Annotated in this window: 19 protein-coding genes; 16 read left to right on the top strand and 3 right to left on the bottom strand. The window is 42.6% G+C overall.

All coding sequences use genetic code 11. From position 1 onward, the window contains the following. Window positions 1-18 precede the first annotated feature (18 nt). Together GTQ34_RS08450 and radA are read left to right on the top strand one after the other, a co-directional pair. The gene (locus GTQ34_RS08450) at window positions 19-1,161 is read left to right on the top strand and encodes an alpha/beta hydrolase (RefSeq protein WP_166523333.1); all 1,143 of its coding nucleotides are present in this window, start codon (window positions 19-21) and stop codon (window positions 1,159-1,161) included. Window positions 1,162-1,273: 112 nt separating this feature from the next. Further along, window positions 1,274-2,635: a DNA repair protein RadA gene (gene radA / locus GTQ34_RS08445; RefSeq protein ID WP_166523332.1), complete on the top strand. Its 1,362-nt coding sequence runs from the start codon at window positions 1,274-1,276 to the stop codon at window positions 2,633-2,635. A 4-nt stretch (window positions 2,636-2,639) separates the two neighbouring features. Here radA and GTQ34_RS08440 read toward each other — a convergent pair whose 3' ends face one another. Together GTQ34_RS08440 and GTQ34_RS08435 are read right to left on the bottom strand one after the other, a co-directional pair. Further along, window positions 2,640-3,680 (bottom strand): NADP(H)-dependent aldo-keto reductase, encoded by a 1,041-nt coding sequence (locus GTQ34_RS08440; RefSeq protein WP_166523331.1) that lies wholly within the window; start codon window positions 3,678-3,680, stop codon window positions 2,640-2,642. Window positions 3,681-3,739: 59 nt separating this feature from the next. Further along, entirely contained in the window at window positions 3,740-4,501 is a 762-nt protein-coding gene (locus tag GTQ34_RS08435) for an exodeoxyribonuclease III (protein ID WP_166523330.1), read from the bottom strand. A 125-nt stretch (window positions 4,502-4,626) separates the two neighbouring features. Here GTQ34_RS08435 and GTQ34_RS08430 point away from each other — a divergent pair, with 125 nt between their 5' ends. Then, on the top strand, window positions 4,627-5,145 hold the full coding sequence (locus GTQ34_RS08430; RefSeq protein WP_166523329.1) for a transporter: 519 nt from the start codon (window positions 4,627-4,629) through the stop codon (window positions 5,143-5,145). A 9-nt stretch (window positions 5,146-5,154) separates the two neighbouring features. Next, window positions 5,155-5,709 carry a cysteine hydrolase family protein gene (locus GTQ34_RS08425; RefSeq protein WP_166523328.1) on the top strand — a complete coding sequence of 185 codons (555 nt, stop codon included), beginning with the start codon at window positions 5,155-5,157 and terminating at the stop codon, window positions 5,707-5,709. Window positions 5,710-5,972: 263 nt separating this feature from the next. Here GTQ34_RS08425 and GTQ34_RS08420 read toward each other — a convergent pair whose 3' ends face one another. Further along, entirely contained in the window at window positions 5,973-7,946 is a 1,974-nt protein-coding gene (locus GTQ34_RS08420) for a sensor histidine kinase (protein ID WP_166523327.1), read from the bottom strand. Window positions 7,947-8,762: 816 nt separating this feature from the next. Between GTQ34_RS08420 and GTQ34_RS08415 the strand changes: the two genes are divergently transcribed. From GTQ34_RS08415 to GTQ34_RS08360, 12 genes are all read left to right on the top strand, one after another. After that, window positions 8,763-9,869 (top strand): Gfo/Idh/MocA family protein, encoded by a 1,107-nt coding sequence (locus GTQ34_RS08415; protein WP_166523326.1) that lies wholly within the window; start codon window positions 8,763-8,765, stop codon window positions 9,867-9,869. A 9-nt stretch (window positions 9,870-9,878) separates the two neighbouring features. Next, window positions 9,879-11,957, top strand: a complete 2,079-nt coding sequence (locus tag GTQ34_RS08410) for a TonB-dependent receptor family protein (RefSeq protein ID WP_166523325.1) — start codon at window positions 9,879-9,881, stop codon at window positions 11,955-11,957. Between the two features lie 139 nt (window positions 11,958-12,096). After that, a complete protein-coding gene (locus tag GTQ34_RS08405; RefSeq protein ID WP_166523324.1) occupies window positions 12,097-12,681 on the top strand; it encodes a Crp/Fnr family transcriptional regulator in 585 nt (194 codons plus the stop codon). Between the two features lie 61 nt (window positions 12,682-12,742). Next, a complete protein-coding gene (locus GTQ34_RS08400) occupies window positions 12,743-13,720 on the top strand; it encodes a cyclase family protein (protein WP_166523323.1) in 978 nt (325 codons plus the stop codon). Between the two features lie 7 nt (window positions 13,721-13,727). After that, window positions 13,728-14,174 carry a DMT family transporter gene (locus tag GTQ34_RS08395; RefSeq protein ID WP_166523322.1) on the top strand — a complete coding sequence of 149 codons (447 nt, stop codon included), beginning with the start codon at window positions 13,728-13,730 and terminating at the stop codon, window positions 14,172-14,174. Between the two features lies 1 nt (window position 14,175). Then, entirely contained in the window at window positions 14,176-14,901 is a 726-nt protein-coding gene (locus tag GTQ34_RS08390; protein WP_166523321.1) for a GNAT family N-acetyltransferase, read from the top strand. 5 nt (window positions 14,902-14,906) lie between these two features. After that, window positions 14,907-15,539 carry an NAD(P)H-dependent oxidoreductase gene (locus GTQ34_RS08385; protein WP_166523320.1) on the top strand — a complete coding sequence of 211 codons (633 nt, stop codon included), beginning with the start codon at window positions 14,907-14,909 and terminating at the stop codon, window positions 15,537-15,539. A 129-nt stretch (window positions 15,540-15,668) separates the two neighbouring features. Beyond that, window positions 15,669-15,845 carry a hypothetical protein gene (locus tag GTQ34_RS08380; RefSeq protein WP_166523319.1) on the top strand — a complete coding sequence of 59 codons (177 nt, stop codon included), beginning with the start codon at window positions 15,669-15,671 and terminating at the stop codon, window positions 15,843-15,845. Between the two features lie 94 nt (window positions 15,846-15,939). Further along, a complete protein-coding gene (locus GTQ34_RS08375; RefSeq protein WP_166523318.1) occupies window positions 15,940-16,410 on the top strand; it encodes a hypothetical protein in 471 nt (156 codons plus the stop codon). Window positions 16,411-16,579: 169 nt separating this feature from the next. After that, on the top strand, window positions 16,580-17,134 hold the full coding sequence (locus tag GTQ34_RS08370; RefSeq protein WP_166523317.1) for a hypothetical protein: 555 nt from the start codon (window positions 16,580-16,582) through the stop codon (window positions 17,132-17,134). 28 nt (window positions 17,135-17,162) lie between these two features. After that, window positions 17,163-17,639, top strand: a complete 477-nt coding sequence (locus GTQ34_RS08365; RefSeq protein ID WP_166523316.1) for a hypothetical protein — start codon at window positions 17,163-17,165, stop codon at window positions 17,637-17,639. 176 nt (window positions 17,640-17,815) lie between these two features. Continuing rightward, window positions 17,816-20,926 (top strand): VPS10 domain-containing protein, encoded by a 3,111-nt coding sequence (locus GTQ34_RS08360; protein WP_166523315.1) that lies wholly within the window; start codon window positions 17,816-17,818, stop codon window positions 20,924-20,926. Window positions 20,927-20,963 lie beyond the last annotated feature (37 nt).

Raw genomic sequence — 20,963 nt, 5'->3', positions numbered from 1 at the left:
AACTTAAAATCCAAATCTATGAAAAACTGGCTCTTCCTGTTTGTGGGCCTTATCTGTATCAACCTAGGGGCTCAGGTTAAACACGAAATTTTTGAATCGTTCAAACTACAGGAGCGTAGGGACGTTTCCTATTACTTTCCCGAAGATTACTCCGAAGAACAAAAATATCCATTGATTGTAGTCTTGGATGCACAATATCTATTTGATCTTGTAGTGGCCAATGCAAAGTTTCAAAGTGGCTTGGGCCGCATGCCCGAAGCCATTGTTGTTGGCGTTCACCAAGGTGAGAACGACATTCGTTGGGAAGATTGCGATTACGAGGAGGCTTCCGGCTTACCAACTGAAAAAGGAAAAATGTTCTACGAGTTTTTGGGCACAGAACTGATTCCGTACCTAGCAACCAGCTATAATGTTGCTCCCTTTAAAATGTTCATCGGGCACGACATCACCGCCAATTTTGGGAATTTCTTCTTATTCAAGGATAACTCCTTTTTCAACTCCTATGTAAGTATTTCTCCGGTTTTGGCAACCGAAATGGAAACTAGAGTGCCAGCACGCCTATCCGCACTGGATCAGGTAATTTTCTACAATCTGATTCTGGAAAAAGAGCCTACAGATGATAGACAGCGTATCCTGCAAATGAATCACAGCATTAAATCCATAAACAAAGAATCCTTACATTATTTCTTTGATGAATATGAAGATGCCGACCATACCTCCATTGCCGCCTACGGAATAGCAAAGGCGTTCGACAACGTATTCAGAATGTTCCAGCCTATCAGTCCAAAAGAATACAAAACCGAAATATTGACTTCTGATGAGCCCGTATTTACATACCTCGAAAATAGGTATGGTATGATTGAACAACTGTTCGGTTTTGAAAAGCCAGTGGAGCTCAACGATATTATGGCCATTTATGCCGCCTGTTTAAAAAAGGATGATTTTGAATCCCTAAAACCCCTGGCGGAACTCTGTAAAAAAGAGTTTCCCGAGACCATGTTGGGCTTCTATTTTGAAGGGGAGTATTATGAAGAGCTCGGTGAGCCCAAAAAAGCGTTCAAGACCTTTGAAAAGGCTTTTCAAATGGAAGAGATCGATTTTTTGACCAAGGATATGGCCCTTGAAAAAATAGATGCCCTCAAGGCAGACTTTGGGTATTAGGGTTACAGCAGTTTAGATTACTGGATTGTTGGCCAGAATCAGTCTTGAAAATCCAACAGTCCAATCATTCAAAACTCAAAATCCATATCTTTAGGCTCTTCATCATAAATGAATGGCCAAGACCAAAACAGCTTTTTTTTGTCAAAATTGTGGTACTCAATATCCCAAATGGATTGGACAATGTACCTCCTGCAAACAATGGAACACCATTGTGGAAGAAGTGGTGCAAAAAGAGGAAAAAAGAAGCTGGAAGACCAATGAGGTTTCAAGTAAACAGGCCAACAAACCCCTTCGCATTTCAGAAATTACCCATGAGAAAGAACTGCGTATGGACACCCTGGACCAAGAGTTCAACCGGGTGCTGGGTGGGGGACTGGTTCCAGGCTCGTTGACCCTGCTTGGGGGAGAACCAGGCATTGGAAAAAGCACCTTACTGCTTCAAATTGCGTTGAAGCTACCCTACAAAACCCTTTATGTGTCAGGTGAGGAAAGCCAGCGACAGATAAAAATGCGAGCCGACCGTATTCACCCCAACAGCGAGAACTGTTACATTCTTACGGAAACAAAAACACAAAGTGTTTTTCAACAAATTGGGATGTTGGAGCCCGATTTGGTCATTATCGATTCCATCCAAACGCTGCACACCGATTATACAGAATCCGCCGCAGGCAGCATTTCCCAAATTCGGGAATGTACTGCGGAACTGATCAAATTTGCCAAGGAAAGCCATACACCTGTCATTTTAGTGGGACATATCACCAAGGACGGCACTATTGCCGGCCCCAAAATCTTGGAACATATGGTAGATACTGTGCTGCAATTTGAAGGTGATCGAAATTACGTCTACCGCATTCTGCGTTCCCTAAAAAACAGATTTGGTTCCACAGCAGAATTGGGCATCTATGAAATGCAGGGGAGCGGGTTACGCGAAGTCAACAACCCGTCCGAGGTACTTATTTCTAAAAACGATGAAAATTTAAGCGGGACTGCCATAGCCGCCACAGTGGAAGGCATGCGTCCCTTACTTATTGAAATTCAAGCCTTGGTCAGCACTGCGGTTTATGGAACACCCCAACGTTCAGCTACTGGTTTCAATGCCAAACGGCTAAACATGCTATTGGCTGTTTTGGAAAAAAGAGCAGGCTTTAAATTGGCCGCAAAAGATGTTTTTCTGAACATCACCGGAGGTATTTCCGTAGATGATCCCGCTATTGATCTAGCTGTAATGGCAGCAATTCTATCCAGTAATGCCGATATTCCCATTGAAGAAGGCACTTGTTTTGCCGCCGAAGTGGGACTGGCAGGGGAGATTCGTCCCGTGCAACGTGTGGACCAACGTATTTTGGAAGCGGAAAAATTGGGTTTTACTAAAATCTATGTATCCAAAAACAACAAGAGCGGACTAAAAAACACGGCTATTAAGGTTCATAAAGTCTCCAAAATTGAAGACGTGGTTTCGGATTTATTTGGCTAGTTCGTTACGGTGCAGGATTCGGAATAATCCTATGTATTTCCTCAATCCCTTTTAATACCTCATCAGAAAGTTCCACATCAATACTTTCAATATTTTCCTTGAGTTGTTCCATGGACGTAGCACCAATAATATTACTGGTCACAAACGGTCGTGTATTCACAAATGCCAAAGCCATTTGGGCCATACTTAACCCATGCTCCTCGGCCAGGTCAGCATACTTTTTGGTGGCCTCCACAGAATTTTCGCCACTATAGCGATTATAGTTTGGAAAAAGTGTTACCCTAGCTTTTCTAGGCGGTATCTCGGTCAAATATTTACCACTCAACACCCCAAATCCAAGGGGAGAATAGGCCAACAACCTTAGGCCCTCCCGCATGGAAACCTCAGAAAGTCCCACTTCAAAAAGTCGATTGAGCAAACTATACGGGTTCTGGATGGTCAACATTCGGGGCAGACTTTCGTGCACTTTGCTTTCTTCTAAAAAGCGCATGGCTCCCCAAGGGGTTTCGTTGGAAAGACCTACGTGTCGAATTTTTCCTTGGGCAATTAAATCGCGTAGTGTTTCCAAAACTTGGTGGATATTATCCTCCCAAGCATCAATATGATGGGCATTGAAGCCACGCTGTCCAAAATAATTGGTGTTGCGTTCAGGCCAATGCAGCTGGTACAGGTCGATGTAATCCGTCTGAAGTCTTTTCAAACTACCTTCCACCGCAGTAATGATGGATTCCCTGTTAAAACCTGTGGTCCGAATGAATTTGGTGAAATCCGCCCTACCTGCAATCTTCGACGCCAAGACTACCTTATCCCTGTTTCCGGTCTTTTTGAACCATCTTCCTATGATTTCCTCGGTAACCGCATACAACTCTTTTTTGGCAGGAATGGGATAGAGCTCTGCAGTATCAAAAAAATTGATTCCCTGATCTAAAGCATAATCCATCTGTTCATGGCCCTCTTCTTCCGAGTTCTGTCTCCCCCAAGTCATGGTTCCCAAACAAATTTTACTTACTCTGATGTCCGTGTGCGGCAGTCGGGTATATTTCATGCAATGATTTTTCGGCTTGTTAGTGTTGGCAAAAGTATTTTTTCTTTGTGATGAAAACGTTATTCCACCTCTAAAAGTATGGGGCAATGGTCACTATGCTTGGCATCGGATAAAATCACGGAGCGTTTCAATCGGTCTTCCATGGACTCGTTCACCATCCCGTAATCCAAACGCCAACCTTTATTGTTGGCCCGTGCGTTGGCACGATAGCTCCACCAAGTATAATTATGGGGTTCCTGATTAAAATGTCTAAAACTGTCGATAAAGCCACTTTTGATGAAATTACCGATCCATTCCCGTTCCACAGGCAAAAATCCAGATACATTTTTATTTCGAACCGGGTCATGAATGTCAATGGGTTCGTGGCAAATGTTGTAATCCCCACAGACAATCAGGTTGGGGCGTTCCTTCCTAAGTTTGTCGACATAATTTTGAAAATCGGCCATGTAGGTGAGCTTGTGTTCCAGACGAGCAATATTCGTTCCTGAGGGCAGGTACATGCTCATAACGGAAATGTCTCCAAAATCGACTCTTAGGTTTCGTCCTTCAAAGTCCATATAATCGATTCCGGTGCCGTACTCTATATGGTCCGGTTGCCTTTTGCATAATAAGGCAACACCACTATATCCTTTTTTTTGGGCACTGAACCAAAAGTGGTGTTGGTATCCAATTTCTTCCAAGAGCCCGACTTCTACCTGTTCTTGGAGGGCTTTTGTCTCTTGAATGCAAACTACATCGGCATCTACCGTTTGCAACCAATCCACAAAACCCTTTCTCATGGCTGCCCGAATACCGTTGACATTGTACGATACTATTTTCATAAAAATCTTTGTCCAAAAATAGCCATTGTACTCGGGTTCTTAAAATGGCCTTTTGCCCCACATGCCTTACCTTTGATTTTTGGAATGCTAATTGATATTTCATTCAGTATTTTAACCTCTCGATGATGAAAAAACTATTGCTTTTGGGAATGCTTTGCGCAGGTCCGCTACTCATGGCCCAAGCCTATCCGGCTTTGTATAACAACAATGAAATCAAATTTAACATTGGCCTTTTTTTGGCAACCACTGCGGTTGAAGGTTCTTACGAATACTTCCTAAGCGAGGACACCAGTATCGGGGGGACCATCTATTTTGATGATGATGCGACCGACTACAATGGAAACTTTGGGATTGGTCCCAACTTTAGGGCGTATTTTGGGTATCAACCCCGAAGCGGCTTTTTTGCGGAAGCATTTGGATTGTATTATACTGGTGAGGATGACGATACCGAAGAACCGGTTACCTTAAGAAACGAAGAGTACAGTACATTCGCCTTGGGTCTGGGATTGGGAAACAAATGGGTCACCCGAAGTCAAAAATTCAGTTTGGAGGTTTTTGCAGGATTCGGAAGAAATATCAATCCCGAGGATTTTCAGGACGATTTTATGTACCGCGGAGGGTTATCCATTGGATTTCGATTTTAACTTTGCTTCATGACAGCCTTACTACTTATCGACATCCAGCAAGGTTTACAAGAAACCGAATTTTACGGAACGGAAAGAACCAACCCTTTGGCTGAGGAAAATTGCCAAAAGATATTGAAGGTTTTTCGAGAGAACTCTTGGCCACTTTTTCACATTCAACACTGCTCCACCAATCCGGAATCACCGCTGCATCCTACCAAAAAAAGCAATGCATTTCATCCTTTGGTCCAACCGTTGGAGGGTGAACCAGTGATTACTAAAAACGTGAACAGTGCTTTCATCGGTACCGATTTAGAAAATCACCTAAACATGCAAGATATATCCAAATTGGTGATCGTGGGACTCACCACGGAGCATTGTGTTTCAACTTCAACCAGGATGGCGGCCAATTTGGGTTTTAAGGTGACCTTGATTTCCGATGCAACGGCTGCTTTCGACAAAGTCGGTATCGATGGGAATAGAATTCCTGCAGCAGTAATCCACGATATAGCTTTGGCCAACCTGAAAGATGAATTCGCCACTATAAAAACCACGGAGGCATTCTTAAGCGAAATAAGCAATTAGTTGTTTTTATGGGCAATTCATTCAAATGCCTGGCTCTGCCCCTTCCATGGTTTTGTTTTGCCTTTTAGGAATTGTCGCTTGCAATTCCCAAGAAGCACCTCTTAAAAATAGGCGTTGCGGGACTCACCCACACTAATGTGCATTGGACTTTGGGGCGTAAGGAAATCAGCATTAAGCGCTCACAGAAGAGTTATAGGGGCCGCTCTGCTGTCTTTCTCGTTTTCTAAAAACTACGGCTTTTAAAACCATAGCATAGTATATTCTTATGCTGCTTGAATTTTTATGATGACTTTGGTCCCGGCTGCATTCCCCTCCGAATCATACTTGTCAACAATCTCTATGCGATTTTCGCCAGATGTTTCTGATGAAATTAGCTGAAGTCGTTTCTCGGATATTTTTAGGCCATGCGACTTTCTCTCTTTGTTTGCTATCTTGTTCAAATTCTGGGAAGCCGTTCTTCCTATACCCGAATCGTCAACCTCACAGATTACATTTTCTTCATTTTTTTTAAAAATAACACGAAGTATTTTTTCTCCATCTTTTTTTGGGAGAAGTCCATGCAGTATGGCATTTTCAACAAAAGGTTGAACCAAAAGCAGAGGAATTTCAATGTCATCGGTATCTAAATTTTCATCAACTTCCACCTTATACTTAAACCCATTTTCAAAACGTAGTGATTCAAGTTCAAGATAAGAATTGAGCAGGCGTATTTCATCAGAGAGGGATACTTGGGCCTCAATGGAGTTATCCAGCACCTGTCGGGTGAGTTTTCCGAACTTGGTCAGATACTGTAAAGCTGCCTTTTTATTGTCGGTCAAAATCAAATGCTGAATGGAGTTGAGGGAGTTGAAAATAAAATGCGGATTCATCTGGGCTCTAAGAGCACTGATTTCCTTTAACGACACCTCTTCTTGAAGCTTAAGTCGAGCTTCGTATTCTTTTTTGATTTTGTAAGCAAGACCCAAAGAAAAAATTATGATTTCAAGACTCACACCGCCTATCATATAAAAACGGTTTTTGGAGACCATTAACAAGAGCGCACCACATAAATACGCAAATGAACCAAAAACAATGAACAAAGTCAACCTATCCTTTGTTTTACGTAATAAATAGACCATTCCAAATAACGCAAACGCCGTCATAAAATAGCGCTGAAGATTCAGAATGTGAAGGTGTAAAGAGTGTTTCCTTAAAAAAAAATAGGCGATGGCATGGGAAGCTATTACAACTACAAGAGTTGTAAAGGTTATTAGAATGAACTTATGCAACTTTGGGTAATTTCTCTTGGTTTCCAAATAATAGGCTATAAACAACACGTAAAAAAGATTGATAAAAACTTGCGAAATCATTCCCAACCAGTGTCCATCATACGAATAGAGAATATTGCGAAGTCCAGGAATTGGAATCATAGACCAGGTAAGGTAGATAGAGGAAAACATTATATAAAGAGCATAGTAGAGAAATTCTAATTTTCCAGTGTTGAAGTAAATGACCAAGAATATCAAAAATAAGATAGTGCACGCACCACTGAAAAGATAGGGAGGAAACCATCTTTGCAGATCGTTAAAGTCATAGTAATCAGTATAGAATTTATGACTGCCTTCCGATAGATATCCAAAACTCCAGGTGTCGATTTCAGAAAATCTACGTAATGGCCGTATCTTCAAATACAAATATTTTCCTTCAATCAGATTGCTAGGTTGAAAGTCGATACCAAGAAAATTCAAACTACTCGTCTTGTTTTTGGAGGTATCAAATATGCCAAAGTCCTTTTCTTTAAGCTTGTCTTCATCAGAATACAATAATTTTGCGAAAGAAAAGGATATGCCTGATCTGAGGTACCAGGTATCTTGGGTTCTCAGAGTGTCCGATTCATTTAAAAAATCAAGTTTTACCCAATATATCTTATCGGGATCACTGCGTTTTGGCATTTGATCCACAGAGACAAAAAGCTCATCAGATTTAAGTAAATCATGTATATTGATTTCTTCATTGTCTGTTTCAAAAATGGTAAAAGGAACCTTTTTGGTTTTGCGTTCGGGAATGCTTTGGGCAAGAGCTTCTATACTAGTTCCAAAAAGAACCCAAAGACCACATAAGAAGAAGACAAAACGTCTTATAAAAAACGTTGTGTTCGGGCTTGCCCAAAAACCGGCAATTTGCTTCTGTAACGTGTTCAGTATCAAAGTCGGGTCAGTTTGAATGGCCAAAGAATGCTTTCCTATTTTAAGAAACAAAGATTTTTTGAAGACAATGGAGAAAGTAATGACTAAAAAGTCTTCTTAATTAACCATTATTCTCTCTTTTTCAGACTCTACAATTTTTTTTCTTGTAAAATCACTGTTATTAAAAATACAATTTGTAACCGATTTTAAGATATTCTTGAATCGAAATGCACAGAAAATGATTGTCCCTGTAAACGTTAACTTACAAAATAGATGGTATTATGTATTCAGGCCACTAATGAACTTTTAAAATTTCACAAGGTTTAGCGTAAACTATGAATTTTGATTTGAATTCTAGATTAAATTGAGGGCATAGTCCATTTGCAAGTACAGGATATGCAATTGCATTATGGGGCAACTTATACTTTGGCCATCTCATTGTTGAATTTAATAAGCCCTTGGAAAAGCTGCAAAGATTGAATTTCTGGAAATAAGAATAGGTCACTAGGGGAAGAAAAGTAGTTAAGCTAATATTCAGAGCCCATTATTGAAGTCAAGGTAAGTGGTGTTTGAATAGAAAACCTGCCATGTTCATTCTTAAGCTTTGTCTTTTACGTAGCATAACCCCGTACGCATTTGATGCTACTAAAACAAATACTGATGGTAGGAATTTGTAAAAAACTTTTCAATTATTATTGGTTTCTGAATATTGACAAATCCAGTTCAAAGTAAATCGCATCTGCGTTGGTCAATATTTTTGAAAGTTGGCGTTTCCATCAAGGCGGCTTTGGCCAATCTGAAAGATGAATTCGCCACTATAAAAACCACGGAGGCATTCTTAGGTGCAATAACCAATTAGTTATTACTTTTATAGGCAATTCATCAATCATGCTCCGTATCACATTTTCCTTGCTTTTCTGTACCCTTATGACAATCCCAACAACAAACGCCCAAGAAAAACCCCTTAAAATTGGTGTTGCGGGACTCACCCATACCCACGTACACTGGATTTTGGGTCGGGAGGATATTGGAGATATCGAAATTGTGGGCATTGCCGAATCCAACCGAGAACTGGCCCAACGCTATGCGGACCAACACGGTTTTTCTATGGACTTGGTCTACGATTCCCTGGAAGAAATGATTACAGTCACAAAACCCGAAGCCGTAACCGCCTTCGGAACTATTTATGAACATTTGGAAGTGGTGGTGACCTGCGCTCCCAAGGGCATCCATGTGATGGTGGAAAAACCTTTAACTGTGAACATGGGCCATGCCAAACAAATGAAGGCCCTAGCCGAAAAACACAACATTCATCTACTTACCAATTATGAAACTACCTGGTACCCTTCCAATCACGAAGCGAAAAAATTGTTGGAAGCGGACAAAATAGGCGATTTGCGAAAAGTTATCGTTCGTGATGGACACCGGGGACCGGTCAAAATAGGTGTCAACCAAGAGTTTCTGGACTGGCTACAGGACCCGGTGCAAAACGGTGGTGGTGCCATCACCGACTTTGGCTGCTATGGCGCCAACTTGATGACTTGGTTGAAAAAGGGCAAAAAACCTAATGCTGTAACAGCCATTACGCAACAATTTCAGTCGGAAAACAATCCCAAAGTGGATGATGAAGCAACCCTGATTTTGGCTTATGATGATTGCCAAGCGATTGTCCAGGCCTCTTGGAACTGGCCCATTGGCAGAAAGGATATGGAACTCTATGGTCTAACCGGGGCCATCTATGCGGACAATCGAAACACACTTCGTGTGCGCATAGCTGAAGGTTACGATGGCTTCCATGAGGAGCAACTTACTCTGGAGGAGCGACCCGCACCCTACAATGACCCTTTTTCGCTGCTTGCTGCGGTGGTTCGAGGCAAAAAAACCTTAGCCCCGACTGACTTATCGGCTTTGGAAAACAACATGACCGTCATGGAGATTTTGGATGCAGCCCGAAAAAGTGCCCAGAAAGGGAAGACCATCAGCCTTAAAAAATAATTGTTCCCCATGCCTGAATCCAACCTCCGTTCGCTTTTAGGATTTTTACTTCTTCTGCTCTCGGGCAATGTCGCTTTGGCACAACAAACCCAACAAGATTCCATCACCCAATTGGATGAAATCATCCTTTTGGAAGAAATCACTCCCAAAAAAGCAACGGGCATCACAGCCTCTTCGACCATAAACACCCAGACTTTTGAGCGGTTCAACCCAACGGACATTCCTTCCGCCATCAATCAGATTTCTGGGATTTATGTGCTTTCCGGCGCACTGAATACCAACCGAATCACCATTCGAGGGGTGGGAGCGCGGACTCCTTTCGGAACGGACAAGCTCCGTCTCTATTTCAATGGCATTCCCGTGACCAATGGCACGGGTTTTTCCACCATTGAAGCGTTCGATTTGGAAAATTTGGGTTCCCTTGAGGTCATCAAAGGGCCCAAAGGCACTGCTTACGGTGCCAATTTGGGCGGCGCGATTCTGCTGAACACCAAACTGGCCCCAGAGGGCAGCACACGATTTGTGAACAATTTTACGGTGGGTTCTTTCAATATGTTCAAAAACAACCTTTCGTTTAGCCATCAAGAAAAGAAGTTTGGCATCAAGGTAAGTTACAATCATTTGGAAACTGATGGCTTCCGACAGAACAACCGCTTTGTCCGTGATGGACTTCTGGTGAATTCCCATGTCGCCCTAAGCTCCAAAAGCACCTTGGGGTTTTTGCTGAACTATATCGATTATACCGCACAAATACCCAGTTCCATCAGCGCTACGGATTTTCGTGAAGACCCGCGGAGGGCTGCCGCCAACTGGTTGGCCGCAAGGGGCTTTGAGGCCAATAGATACACCTTGGCGGGGGTGTACCATCATTATGAGCTATCCAACAAACTGAAAAACACCACCAGCGTTTTTTATACCTATCTGGACCATGACGAACCCCGGCCGTTCAATATTCTGGAAGAATTCACCAATGGCTTTGGGATGCGAAGTGTGTTCAACGGTGACTGGGGACAGGCCAATTATACCCTAGGTGGGGAACTCTACAAGGACGAATACGAATGGAGCACCTTTAGGAACTTATTTCGGGACCGGGATGGGGATGGCAGTTTTAAAGGGGACCAAATCAGTGATAACAAGGAGTTCCGGACCCAGCTGAACCTGTTCGGTACGATTACCTATCCCTTGTCTTCCAAATTTTCAGCCCAGTTGGGACTCAATGTCAACAAAACGGACTATGATTTTCGGGATTTGTTCAACACAGGACCCGAAAATACCTCAGCAGAACGTGATTTTGATCCCATTGTGCTACCCAGCTTTGGACTGCGCTACATGTTTGACCAAGGACAACTCCACGCCAATATAAGCCGTGGGTTTTCCAGCCCCAGTCTGGAGGAGACCTTGACTCCGGACGGCATCATCAATCCAGATATTGCCCAAGAGACCGGAACCAGTTACGAACTAGGTAGTATCTTCAATTTCTTAAACCGAAAGTTGCGGGTGGCGGCCACGCTCTACCGTATGGACATCCAAAATTTGTTGGTGGCCCAACGAGTGGGCGAAGACCAGTTTGTTGGGCGAAATGCCGGAGAAACCCGCCACCAAGGTTTGGAACTGGATGCAAAATATCGACTGTTGGTGGATAAAACATTGGTTATTGCACCGTATGTCAGCTATACACTAAATGACCATAAATTTGTGGATTTTGTGGACGGCGACAACGACTTTTCGGGAAATCCGTTGACCGGGGTGCCCAAACACCGCATCAGTTCGGGGATTGATGTGGTGCACAAGCAGGGGTTTCGGGCCAACCTCACCCATTTGTTTGTGGACGACATCCCCTTGACCGATGCCAACACACTGCGCAGTGAAGCCTTTAATGTGTTCAACGCCCGACTAAGCTACGGTATCCCTGCAGCCAACCGTTTTTCCCTCGGTGTAAACGTGGGGGTCAACAACCTTTTTAACACCCGTTTTGCCCAATCCGTGTTGATCAATGCAGTAGGGTTTGGGGGCAGTGAACCACGCTATTTTTACCCAGGCAATGCCCGAAACTACTATGGGGGAATACGATTGCAGTATCGTCTGTAAACGGTTAAATCGTACAAAATTTAACGTTTATCCGCTATATTTGAGGTATATAAATGTATTTTACATCAATGTAACTTAGTCGTACACGCGTGCAAACAAAATTATATTTCGACTTATAAAAATGATTAGCTGATTATTGATGTATGACCCCTTAATCCATAATATTAGCAATCTCGTCCCCCTAACCAAAGAGGATGTTATACTTATTAAAGCTGCTTTTAGATCCGTTAAGCTAAAGAAAAAAGAGTTTTTGCTTCGAGCAGGAGAACCATCAAACCATATGCGATTTATAGCAAAAGGATGCATCAAGCTATACAATATCGATGAAACCGGGAAGGAACATATTCTTCAATTTGGAATCAAAGTTTGGTGGGTGAATGACCTATACGCCTATCTTACACAAAAGCCAGCCAAATTCTTCATTCAGGCAATTACTGATAGTATTATTTTGCAAATCTACAGGGACCAACTTAACACCCTGTTTGACCAAGTCCATATGATGGATCGATTTTTCAGAATTAAAACTCAGAATGGATATGTGGCACTTCAAGAAAGAACCATCAACACTATGAGTCAAACCGCTGAAGAGCGTTATACTGAATTTATACAAAGGTATCGTGTAATGGAACAACAGATTCCACAATATATGATTGCCTCTTATTTGGGAATAACACCAGAACACCTAAGCGTCCTTCGAAAAAATCTTGCCCGAAAGCTTTCTTAAGATACCTTAATTGATTTGGTCTTCTTGGTTAGAAAATTTGCAAAAACAAATTATTCAAATCATGAAAAGAACACATTTTTTATTAGCAATAGTGCTTGCTTCCCAGTTGGTTACCTTTGCTCAACGAAAAGAAACAGCGGGTAAGAGCCCATGGGGATTTAATGATGAAATCGGTACGCTTAACCTAATGTCCGATGTATCTCGCCTCAACGTATTATCCCAAATAAAATCTGGGAAGATCTATGACTTAAGTATGACATATTTTGTAGGTATGCCAAGCTTTAGTGCATTGGGCGATCCAGGGTACCAATACTGGCTTACACATACCCCTCACGGAACTATTGTGGACAACCCAAATGGACTGGGTAAAACCATGAATAGTAAGGTGAGCTACACTGGAGATGCCATTTCCATGTACACACATATGGGCACCCACATTGATGCCCTAAATCACTTTGGGTTGGATGGAAAAATCTGGAACGGCTTCACTCCCGAAGAACACCTGGGAGACAAAGGCTGGAAAAAGACAGGCGCAGAGACCATCCCTCCTATCATTGCGCGTGGAGTAATGATTGATGTTAAAGCTTCCAAAGGGAGGCTCCCAAATAACTATCGGATTACCTCCAATGATCTTAAGGATGCACTTAAAAAACAGCGAACAAGGCTGGAGCCGGGTGATATTGTCGTTATCCGTACAGGTCAAGCCGAGTTTTATCAGCATGCCGATCACTATCTCGACAACTATCCCGGTATCAGCCTTGATGCGGTAAAGTGGTTGGTTGAAGACCATGGCATTATGCTTTTAGGTGCGGACAATCTCAGTTTTGAAGCATTCCCTCCCGAACGAAAAGATAATTGGGTTCCTGTGCACACATACTTGCTGGCCGAAAAGGGTGTGATGTTCATCGAACAAATGAACTTAGAAGAACTGTCTGATGACAATGTATATGAATTCGCCTTCATTGCAGCTTCCCTGAAACTTAAAGGTGCAAGTGGCTCACCCATGCGGCCTTTGGCAATCCCGATTAACTCTAAATAAATTGAAGATGAACAATCCAACATTGCTTCTTCTTTCCTTTTCGGTTGGAATTATGGTGGTAATTCAGGGTGTAATAAACGCCCGTCTGGGCATCCTGCTAAACAATTCGCTACTGGCCACTTCCACAGCATTAACCTTGGGAGCTAGCTTCACACTGATTGCTGTATCAATCACTGTACGACAGTTTCCAAGCATGCGCCAACTCAAGGAGATTCCTTTATATATGTGGGTGACTGGAGGCCTATTGAGCTTTATTGCAGTAACGCTTTTCTACTACATCATTCCAAGATTGGGCATTTCCAAAGCAGTGACCTTCGGTCTGGCGGGGCAACTCATTTTCGCTACAATAGTTGGACATTTCGGATGGTTCGACATGCCTCTTGAGCCAATCACCATGAAGAAAATAGTAGGGTTAATCGTGATGATTTCCGGGGCAATTCTAATCAAATCATAAAATGGATTTAATCGGAGCAAACATAAACAATCTGACCAACCTCTGGAAAATCGGAGGTCGATTGGCCGGACAATACATTGAAGAAAAGGGTTACTGCTTGAGTATTGCAGAAAGTGGCGATTGGCCAAACAAACTCTGGGTTAACAACCCCCTGGATAGGCAGGTTCTAGCTGACATACCAAATAGTTACATAAATAAACTAGCGCTTCCCGTTTGGGGCAATGACCTTTCAAAGCAAGAATTGGTACTTAAGACTTATGGCTTTGATGAGGAATTAACACAAGTGGCCATGTCAATTAAGCTACAAGATACGACTGCACACATGGAACGCATAGTGATTCAGAAGGTAACTGACGAGCAAATGGCTAAAATCTGGTCACAACTATTTCAGGAAGCTTTTGGCTATAGAATAAGTGCAGATACAGTGAAGAAAACCATGAGGAATATAGAATACTTCATAGGCAGGGATAATAAGGTCCCAGTGGGCACTGCGATGCTCTTTATAGATAAGTATCAGATCGCCGGCATCCACTCTATGGGGATAATTCCATCACAGCGTAGAAAAGGCTATGCACAGGAATTGTTGGTTCACATGTTAAATATCGCCAGCGCTAAAGGCGCTAAACATGCCATCCTGCAAGCTTCCAAAATGGGTAAAAGACTATACCTTAAAGCTGGCTTTCAGGAAGATTTTACTATCAAAACTTTTATTAAACACGAAAACTAAAAAATATGAATCTATTGGACAAACTCAATTGGCGGTATGCCACAAAAATCTTTGACAACACAAGAAAGGTGTCAGATGAAGATCTCAATTTTCTAAAAGAGGCCATTCGTTTGTCGGTTTCCTCTTATGGACTGCAGATGTACAAGGTGCTGATCATCGAAAATCCCGAAATCCGAGAAGAGCTTCGTAAAGCTTCGTGGAATCAATCCCAGATTACGGATGCTTCACATCTTTTTATTTTCTGCAACTATACAGATAACTTCAATCAACATGTGGACAACTATATCCAATTGATTATCAATACCCAAAAGACCACAGATATTAAAGGCTTAAAACAGTATGGAGAGTTCATTAAATCCAATATTGCGAACAAGACTCTGGAAGAGCGAAAAAGCTGGTCAGAAAAACAGACCTATTTAGCACTGAACAATCTCATTATTGCATGTGCAGATAGGGAGATTGATGCCTGTCCCATGGAGGGATTTGATAAACAGGTATACAATCGTATTCTGGGCCTGGATGAACTAGGACTCAATGTCTCAGTAATTGCACCAGTGGGATTTAGATCGACTAAAGATGTAACCCAAAAAAGAAAAAAAGTTCGAAAATCAGCCGAAGAACTGTTTGAAACAGCTTAAAGAGACAAGGCAAGGTCAATGGGTTTCTATATCCCCCTTTGGATGATCTAATATCCCCTTTACCGATGCCAATACCCTGCACAGCGAAGCCTTTAACGTGTTCAATGCCCGGTTGAGCTACCGAACCCCATGGCGAAGCGCTTTTCTTTGGGTTTAAATGTGGGCGTCAACAATATCTTTAACACCCGTTTTGCGCAATTCGTGTTGATCAATGCGGTGGGCTTTGGCGGCAGTGAGCCCCGCTACTTTTATCCAGGTAATGCTCGCAACTACTATGGGGGTATTCGACTACAGTATCGTTTGTAAACGGTTAGCACAAATCATATAAACTTGGGGTTATTCTCCTATATTTGGGGTATATGGGGAACTTTTATGCTTATATAATCTAGTTAGCATACATATGAAAAGTTTAATTTATATTCTTTTTTCTATTATCATAGCATTCGCTAGCTGTTCAATTCAAAAAAAGGCCGGTAAATATCACGAGGTTGATTCCAAAGAAGAAGTTGATTCCATAATTTCCATAGCCACAAAAATCGAAGGAGATTGGAAAAACGCAAAGCAAAGTTCAAACTCTGGACAAGAATTTCATTTCCCAGGGGTAGATAAATTGGAGATTCGTAACTGGAGAAGTATTCACACAGGCGGATTATTAAATCAGCTCGAAATTTCTGGCGCTGCGTCCGAATGGTCAAATAATGATACGAAACTTTCCATGCATATTCTTGAATTTCAAGCCTCCGTTAAATATTATAATCAAGGGTATGGTCTAATTCTTAGAAATGATACTCTTGAAAACTTTATCGGAATAAAAAAATTAAATGAGAGGATTTTAGAATTTGAGAATGGTCAAATATTCGAACGACTCTAAAATATGTATGCTAACAAAGGCTATAATTCATTGCTCAGTTGGTTCACCAAAAGAACTTTTCTTACTTTCAATTCGGCCGGATTTCATACGGACAATTTCCTTCGGAAATGTCCGCAACGAAATCATAGCCGAGACCGTTATGTGCAATTAAAAATATTTCTATTCTCCTTTGAAAATATTTCTCAAAATATTGACTTCCCTGTGGTTTGGACTTTGGCTTTTCGTGGCGATACTCATGTTATTCGAGACACCAAATCAGATAAAACGTGATAAGGAATTTGTCGAAAATGATATAAAGCCTTCCGTTGAGTTCGTAAAATCCTTTAAATCAGATAATAAAAGGCTTCCTAATAACCGAGAATATTATACTTGGCAGCAAATCTATTATGATCAAGATTCCATTGACCTGACACAAAAAGTAGACTCTTTAATAAAAAGTTCGGGAAGAATTCATTATTTAAGGAAACCACCAGCAGATAATAATGTAGACAAGGAAAAGTTTGAAAATATAGATTGGACAAGGAAGTATGCAATTTCCGTTTGGCGGGGTGAATGGAACGAGTACTACTTTTCATGGTCGGACAACTACGAAACAAATAATTATTCGTGGAAGGACGGTGTTATTCAATCTATCATGGCTTTGGTAATTGGATGTATTCCTTTTCCATTTTGGTTAATAAAAGATAAAAAAAACATGCTGCCACATTGGCTATCTTTATGGTAATTTTTGTCACAACTAAATAGCACATAAAATGAAAATTACGCCAATAGCGTTGGTCTTTGGACTTATGGTATGCAACTATAGCCATGCCCAAGAAGATACATATCAAGATGTTGGATTCACCCTAATCGCAAAAGGAACAGATTCTCCCATTACGGACTTGCAAATCGTCTGCTACAACAAGTTTTTCAACAAGGACTATTTACCCAGCGCTTTCGTAGAAAAATATAATCTTACCGACAAAAACTTGTTCAAAAAGAATATGCTTGTAGAAATTTTTCAATCCGATATCGGTAATCAGGGTTGGGACACCATTGAGCTTGTGGGCGTAAAGGAAAACAGCAAAACGCTGGTGATTGCATATAATCTTATCAATGCCAACCAAGAAAATGATGGCGAGGCATTAGCACCCTTTTTGATTGCTCAGATTCCGAAATCAAAAAAAGAAGTGAAGTTTGTTGCCAACGGAATTGAATTAGGAAAAGGGAAGAAACTTTATCTTGATTAAACCGATTTTCCAAAAAATGGGTCAAAACCATCCGTAACCAAACCTATAATTTCCAGTAAGCTTATACTAGGAGGTGCTATATTTAGTTTCGGAATACTGCTCACATTTCGGTATCTTTAAAACGCCATCTATTTCATAGATGCTTACTTGAAGACGAAACCAATCATTACTTCGAAATGAAAAAAAACTACACTTTTTTACTGCTGTTTTCCTTATTATCAATCAGTTCTAATCTCTTTGCTCAAAATAAAGAGGCATCTATTCCAGAAGACTTTTATCAAGGTTTAGAGTGGCGGAACATCGGGCCACAGCGTGGCGGCCGTTCCTTGGGCTGCGCAGGAAGCCCCAGCCGACCCAACGAATATTACTTTGGAGCCACTGGCGGGGGCTTGTGGAAAACCGTGGACGGCGGCAACGAATGGAAACCTGTAACCGATGGCCAGGTCACCAGTTCATCCGTAGGTGCCGTAGCGGTCGCAGAGACCAATCCGGATATTGTCTACATCGGAATGGGCGAGGTGCAGCTTCGGGGCAGCATCACCCAAGGTGATGGCGTATATAAATCAGAAGATGCAGGCAAAACTTGGAAGCATTTAGGGTTAGAGGAAACCCAAGCCGTGGCACGCATCAGAATCCATCCCACCAATGAGGATATTGTGTATGTAGCTGCGTTGGGGCATCCATATGGTGATAATGAGGAACGGGGCGTATTCCGAAGCACCAATGGTGGCGATACTTGGGAAAAAGTATTGTACGTGGGTCCAAAAGCTGGGGCGGTGGACCTCATCATCGACCGCAACAATCCAGATGTATTGTATGCCAGCACTTGGCAGGTATATCGCAAAGCCTGGAAAATGTGGGGTGGGGGTGGCGAAAGCAAACTCTGGAAATCCGTCGATGGTGGTGATACCTGGACAAATCTTACCAATAATGAAGGAATGCCCGAAGGACCTATCGGAAAGATTGGTGTCACCGTATCTCCTGTAGATTCCAACAGGGTTTGGGCCATTGTAGAGGCCAATGAAGGTGGTGTTTTCCGTTCGGACGATGCAGGCAAAACCTGGGAACGCACCAATGATGAACGCAAACTACGTCAACGTGCTTTCTACTACTCCCGAATCTATGCGGACCCTTTGGATAAGGAAACTGTTTATGGCCTTAATACCAGAATGTATAAGTCCACCGATGGTGGAAAGACTTTTGATACCATCATCCAAACGCCTCATGGTGACAATCACGATTTATGGATTGACCCCAACAACCCGGACCGTATGATCAATGCCAACGATGGTGGTGGAAACGTCACCATCAACGGCGGTAAAAGCTGGACCGAGCAGGATTTTGTCACCACACAATTTTATCATGTGATGGCCACCAACGATGTGCCCTATCATGTAGCGGGAGCACAACAAGATAATAGCACGTTGGCCATGCCCAGCGACGGATGGGACCACATGCAGGCCCGAGGGCCCAATCACGGTTGGTTTTACGCCGTAGGGGGTGGTGAAAGCGGTTGGATAACCCAGCATCCGGAAAACCTGGATATTTTCTATGCAGGAAGCCAAGGTGCATTGTTAACGCGATACGACAGAAGCAACGGGCAAATACGGGACATACAGGTATACCCTAGATTTTTTTCTGGGGAACCCGCCGAAGCACTGCCTGAGCGCTGGCAATGGACCTTCCCCATCATGTTCGCACCACAGGATTCCAACGTAATGTATACCTGTTCGCAGCATGTGTGGAAAACTACGGATGATGGACAATCCTGGGAGAAAATAAGTCCAGACCTCACCTATGCCGACCCCACCACCTTGGGAAAAACCGGTGGCGTAATCACCATGGACATGAATGGGCCTGAAATCTATGCGACCGTTTTTGCGCTGGCACCCTCTTTTCATGACATCAATACCATTTGGGCCGGTTCAGATGATGGGAAAATTCATATCACTCGCGATGGCGGCAAAAATTGGGAAGATATTACTCCCGAAGGTTTGCCTAAATTCTCTCGAGTCAGCATTATTGACGAATCCAAACATCGTCCCGGGACCTTGTTTGTAGCGGCCAACCGCTATCAAGTGGACGACAGGCAGCCCTATGTTTTCAAAACCCACGATTACGGCAAAACCTGGACAAAAATCACCAACGGCATAGCGGACGGACATTTTGCCAGAGCGATTCGCGAGGATCATGTACGACAAGGGCTGTTATTTTTAGCTACGGAACATGGGGTTTACTTTTCCATGGATGACGGTGCGCAATGGCAAAGTCTGCAATTAAATCTGCCAGATACCCCTATTCGTGATTTGGTTGTCAAGGACAATGATGTGGTCTTGGGCTCTCACGGACGAGGTTTTTGGATTTTGGATGACATTCAACCCTTGCGACAATACAAGGATGCGATTAAAAATCAATCCGCTGTGCTATTTGAGCCTTCGGATGCCATACGCGGAATCAGTGATGCTACGATTCAATATTATCTAAAAGAACAAACCGATACCATTACCTTCGAGATTTTGGATGCCAACAACAATCTAATTGACACCTTTACAGGGAGCAAGCCCAAATACGAGGAAGACCCGAACATACCTTGGTGGTTGCAAGGTGGTTCTTCCAAACCTACCACCGCCCAGGGCATCAATACGTTTACTTGGGATCTCCGTTATGCAGGTGCCACAGATTTTGAGGGAATGATCATTTGGAGTGCTCGTCCCACAAGAGGCCCCAAAGCGCCTTTGGGCACGTATAAGGTAAAAATGAAAAGTGGGGATTATGAAAAAACGTATCCTTTTGAAGTACTCATGAATCCCAACTTAAAAGGCATCACGAAGGCGGATTTGGATGAGCAGTTTCGTTTGGCCAATGACATTATGGAAAAGACCAGTGCCGCGAACGAGGCGGTCATCCAGATTCGGGGCATCAAGAAAAGTATAGATTCGAGTAAAACAAAGATTCCTGCCAAAGCCATAAAAAGGACCGTTACACCATTTTTGGAGAAACTCTCGGCTATTGAAGAGGAGTTGTATCAGGTTAAAAATCAGTCCGGCCAGGATCCCTTGAACTTCCCAATCAAATTGAACAACCGTTTGGCCTCTTTGAGAAGAAGCGTAGAGACCGGCGATGCAAAACCAACGAATGGTCATCATAAGGTTTATCAAGAACTTTCAGCAGAATTGGAGCAGCACTTGGGCCATCTGAACGGGATTTTGGAAAAGGATTTGCGGAAAGTGAACAACGTGCTTGAGAGTAGTGGTTTAGCACAAATTGTGGTCGGAAAGGCTAAATAATCCATCTTTGACCCCTGGGCAAAGCCCCCTATCTTTT

The organism is Flagellimonas ochracea, from assembly GCF_009903685.1.
GTDB classification, from domain to species: domain Bacteria; phylum Bacteroidota; class Bacteroidia; order Flavobacteriales; family Flavobacteriaceae; genus Flagellimonas; species Flagellimonas ochracea.
Note: the sequence above shows the minus strand (reverse complement) of the source record. Positions and strands in the feature narration are given on the sequence as shown.

Excerpts from the sequence above, each read along its gene's own strand:
- GTQ34_RS08450 (WP_166523333.1), top strand. The coding sequence starts at position 19 with ATGAAAAACTGGCTCTTCCTGTTTGTGGGCCTTATCTGTATCAACCTA.
- radA (WP_166523332.1), top strand. The coding sequence starts at position 1,274 with ATGGCCAAGACCAAAACAGCTTTTTTTTGTCAAAATTGTGGTACTCAA.
- GTQ34_RS08440 (WP_166523331.1), bottom strand. The coding sequence starts at position 3,680 with ATGAAATATACCCGACTGCCGCACACGGACATCAGAGTAAGTAAAATT.
- GTQ34_RS08435 (WP_166523330.1), bottom strand. The coding sequence starts at position 4,501 with ATGAAAATAGTATCGTACAATGTCAACGGTATTCGGGCAGCCATGAGA.
- GTQ34_RS08430 (WP_166523329.1), top strand. The coding sequence starts at position 4,627 with ATGAAAAAACTATTGCTTTTGGGAATGCTTTGCGCAGGTCCGCTACTC.
- GTQ34_RS08425 (WP_166523328.1), top strand. The coding sequence starts at position 5,155 with ATGACAGCCTTACTACTTATCGACATCCAGCAAGGTTTACAAGAAACC.
- GTQ34_RS08415 (WP_166523326.1), top strand. The coding sequence starts at position 8,763 with ATGCTCCGTATCACATTTTCCTTGCTTTTCTGTACCCTTATGACAATC.
- GTQ34_RS08410 (WP_166523325.1), top strand. The coding sequence starts at position 9,879 with ATGCCTGAATCCAACCTCCGTTCGCTTTTAGGATTTTTACTTCTTCTG.
- GTQ34_RS08405 (WP_166523324.1), top strand. The coding sequence starts at position 12,097 with ATGTATGACCCCTTAATCCATAATATTAGCAATCTCGTCCCCCTAACC.
- GTQ34_RS08400 (WP_166523323.1), top strand. The coding sequence starts at position 12,743 with ATGAAAAGAACACATTTTTTATTAGCAATAGTGCTTGCTTCCCAGTTG.
- GTQ34_RS08395 (WP_166523322.1), top strand. The coding sequence starts at position 13,728 with ATGAACAATCCAACATTGCTTCTTCTTTCCTTTTCGGTTGGAATTATG.
- GTQ34_RS08390 (WP_166523321.1), top strand. The coding sequence starts at position 14,176 with ATGGATTTAATCGGAGCAAACATAAACAATCTGACCAACCTCTGGAAA.
- GTQ34_RS08385 (WP_166523320.1), top strand. The coding sequence starts at position 14,907 with ATGAATCTATTGGACAAACTCAATTGGCGGTATGCCACAAAAATCTTT.
- GTQ34_RS08380 (WP_166523319.1), top strand. The coding sequence starts at position 15,669 with ATGGCGAAGCGCTTTTCTTTGGGTTTAAATGTGGGCGTCAACAATATC.
- GTQ34_RS08375 (WP_166523318.1), top strand. The coding sequence starts at position 15,940 with ATGAAAAGTTTAATTTATATTCTTTTTTCTATTATCATAGCATTCGCT.
- GTQ34_RS08365 (WP_166523316.1), top strand. The coding sequence starts at position 17,163 with ATGAAAATTACGCCAATAGCGTTGGTCTTTGGACTTATGGTATGCAAC.
- GTQ34_RS08360 (WP_166523315.1), top strand. The coding sequence starts at position 17,816 with ATGAAAAAAAACTACACTTTTTTACTGCTGTTTTCCTTATTATCAATC.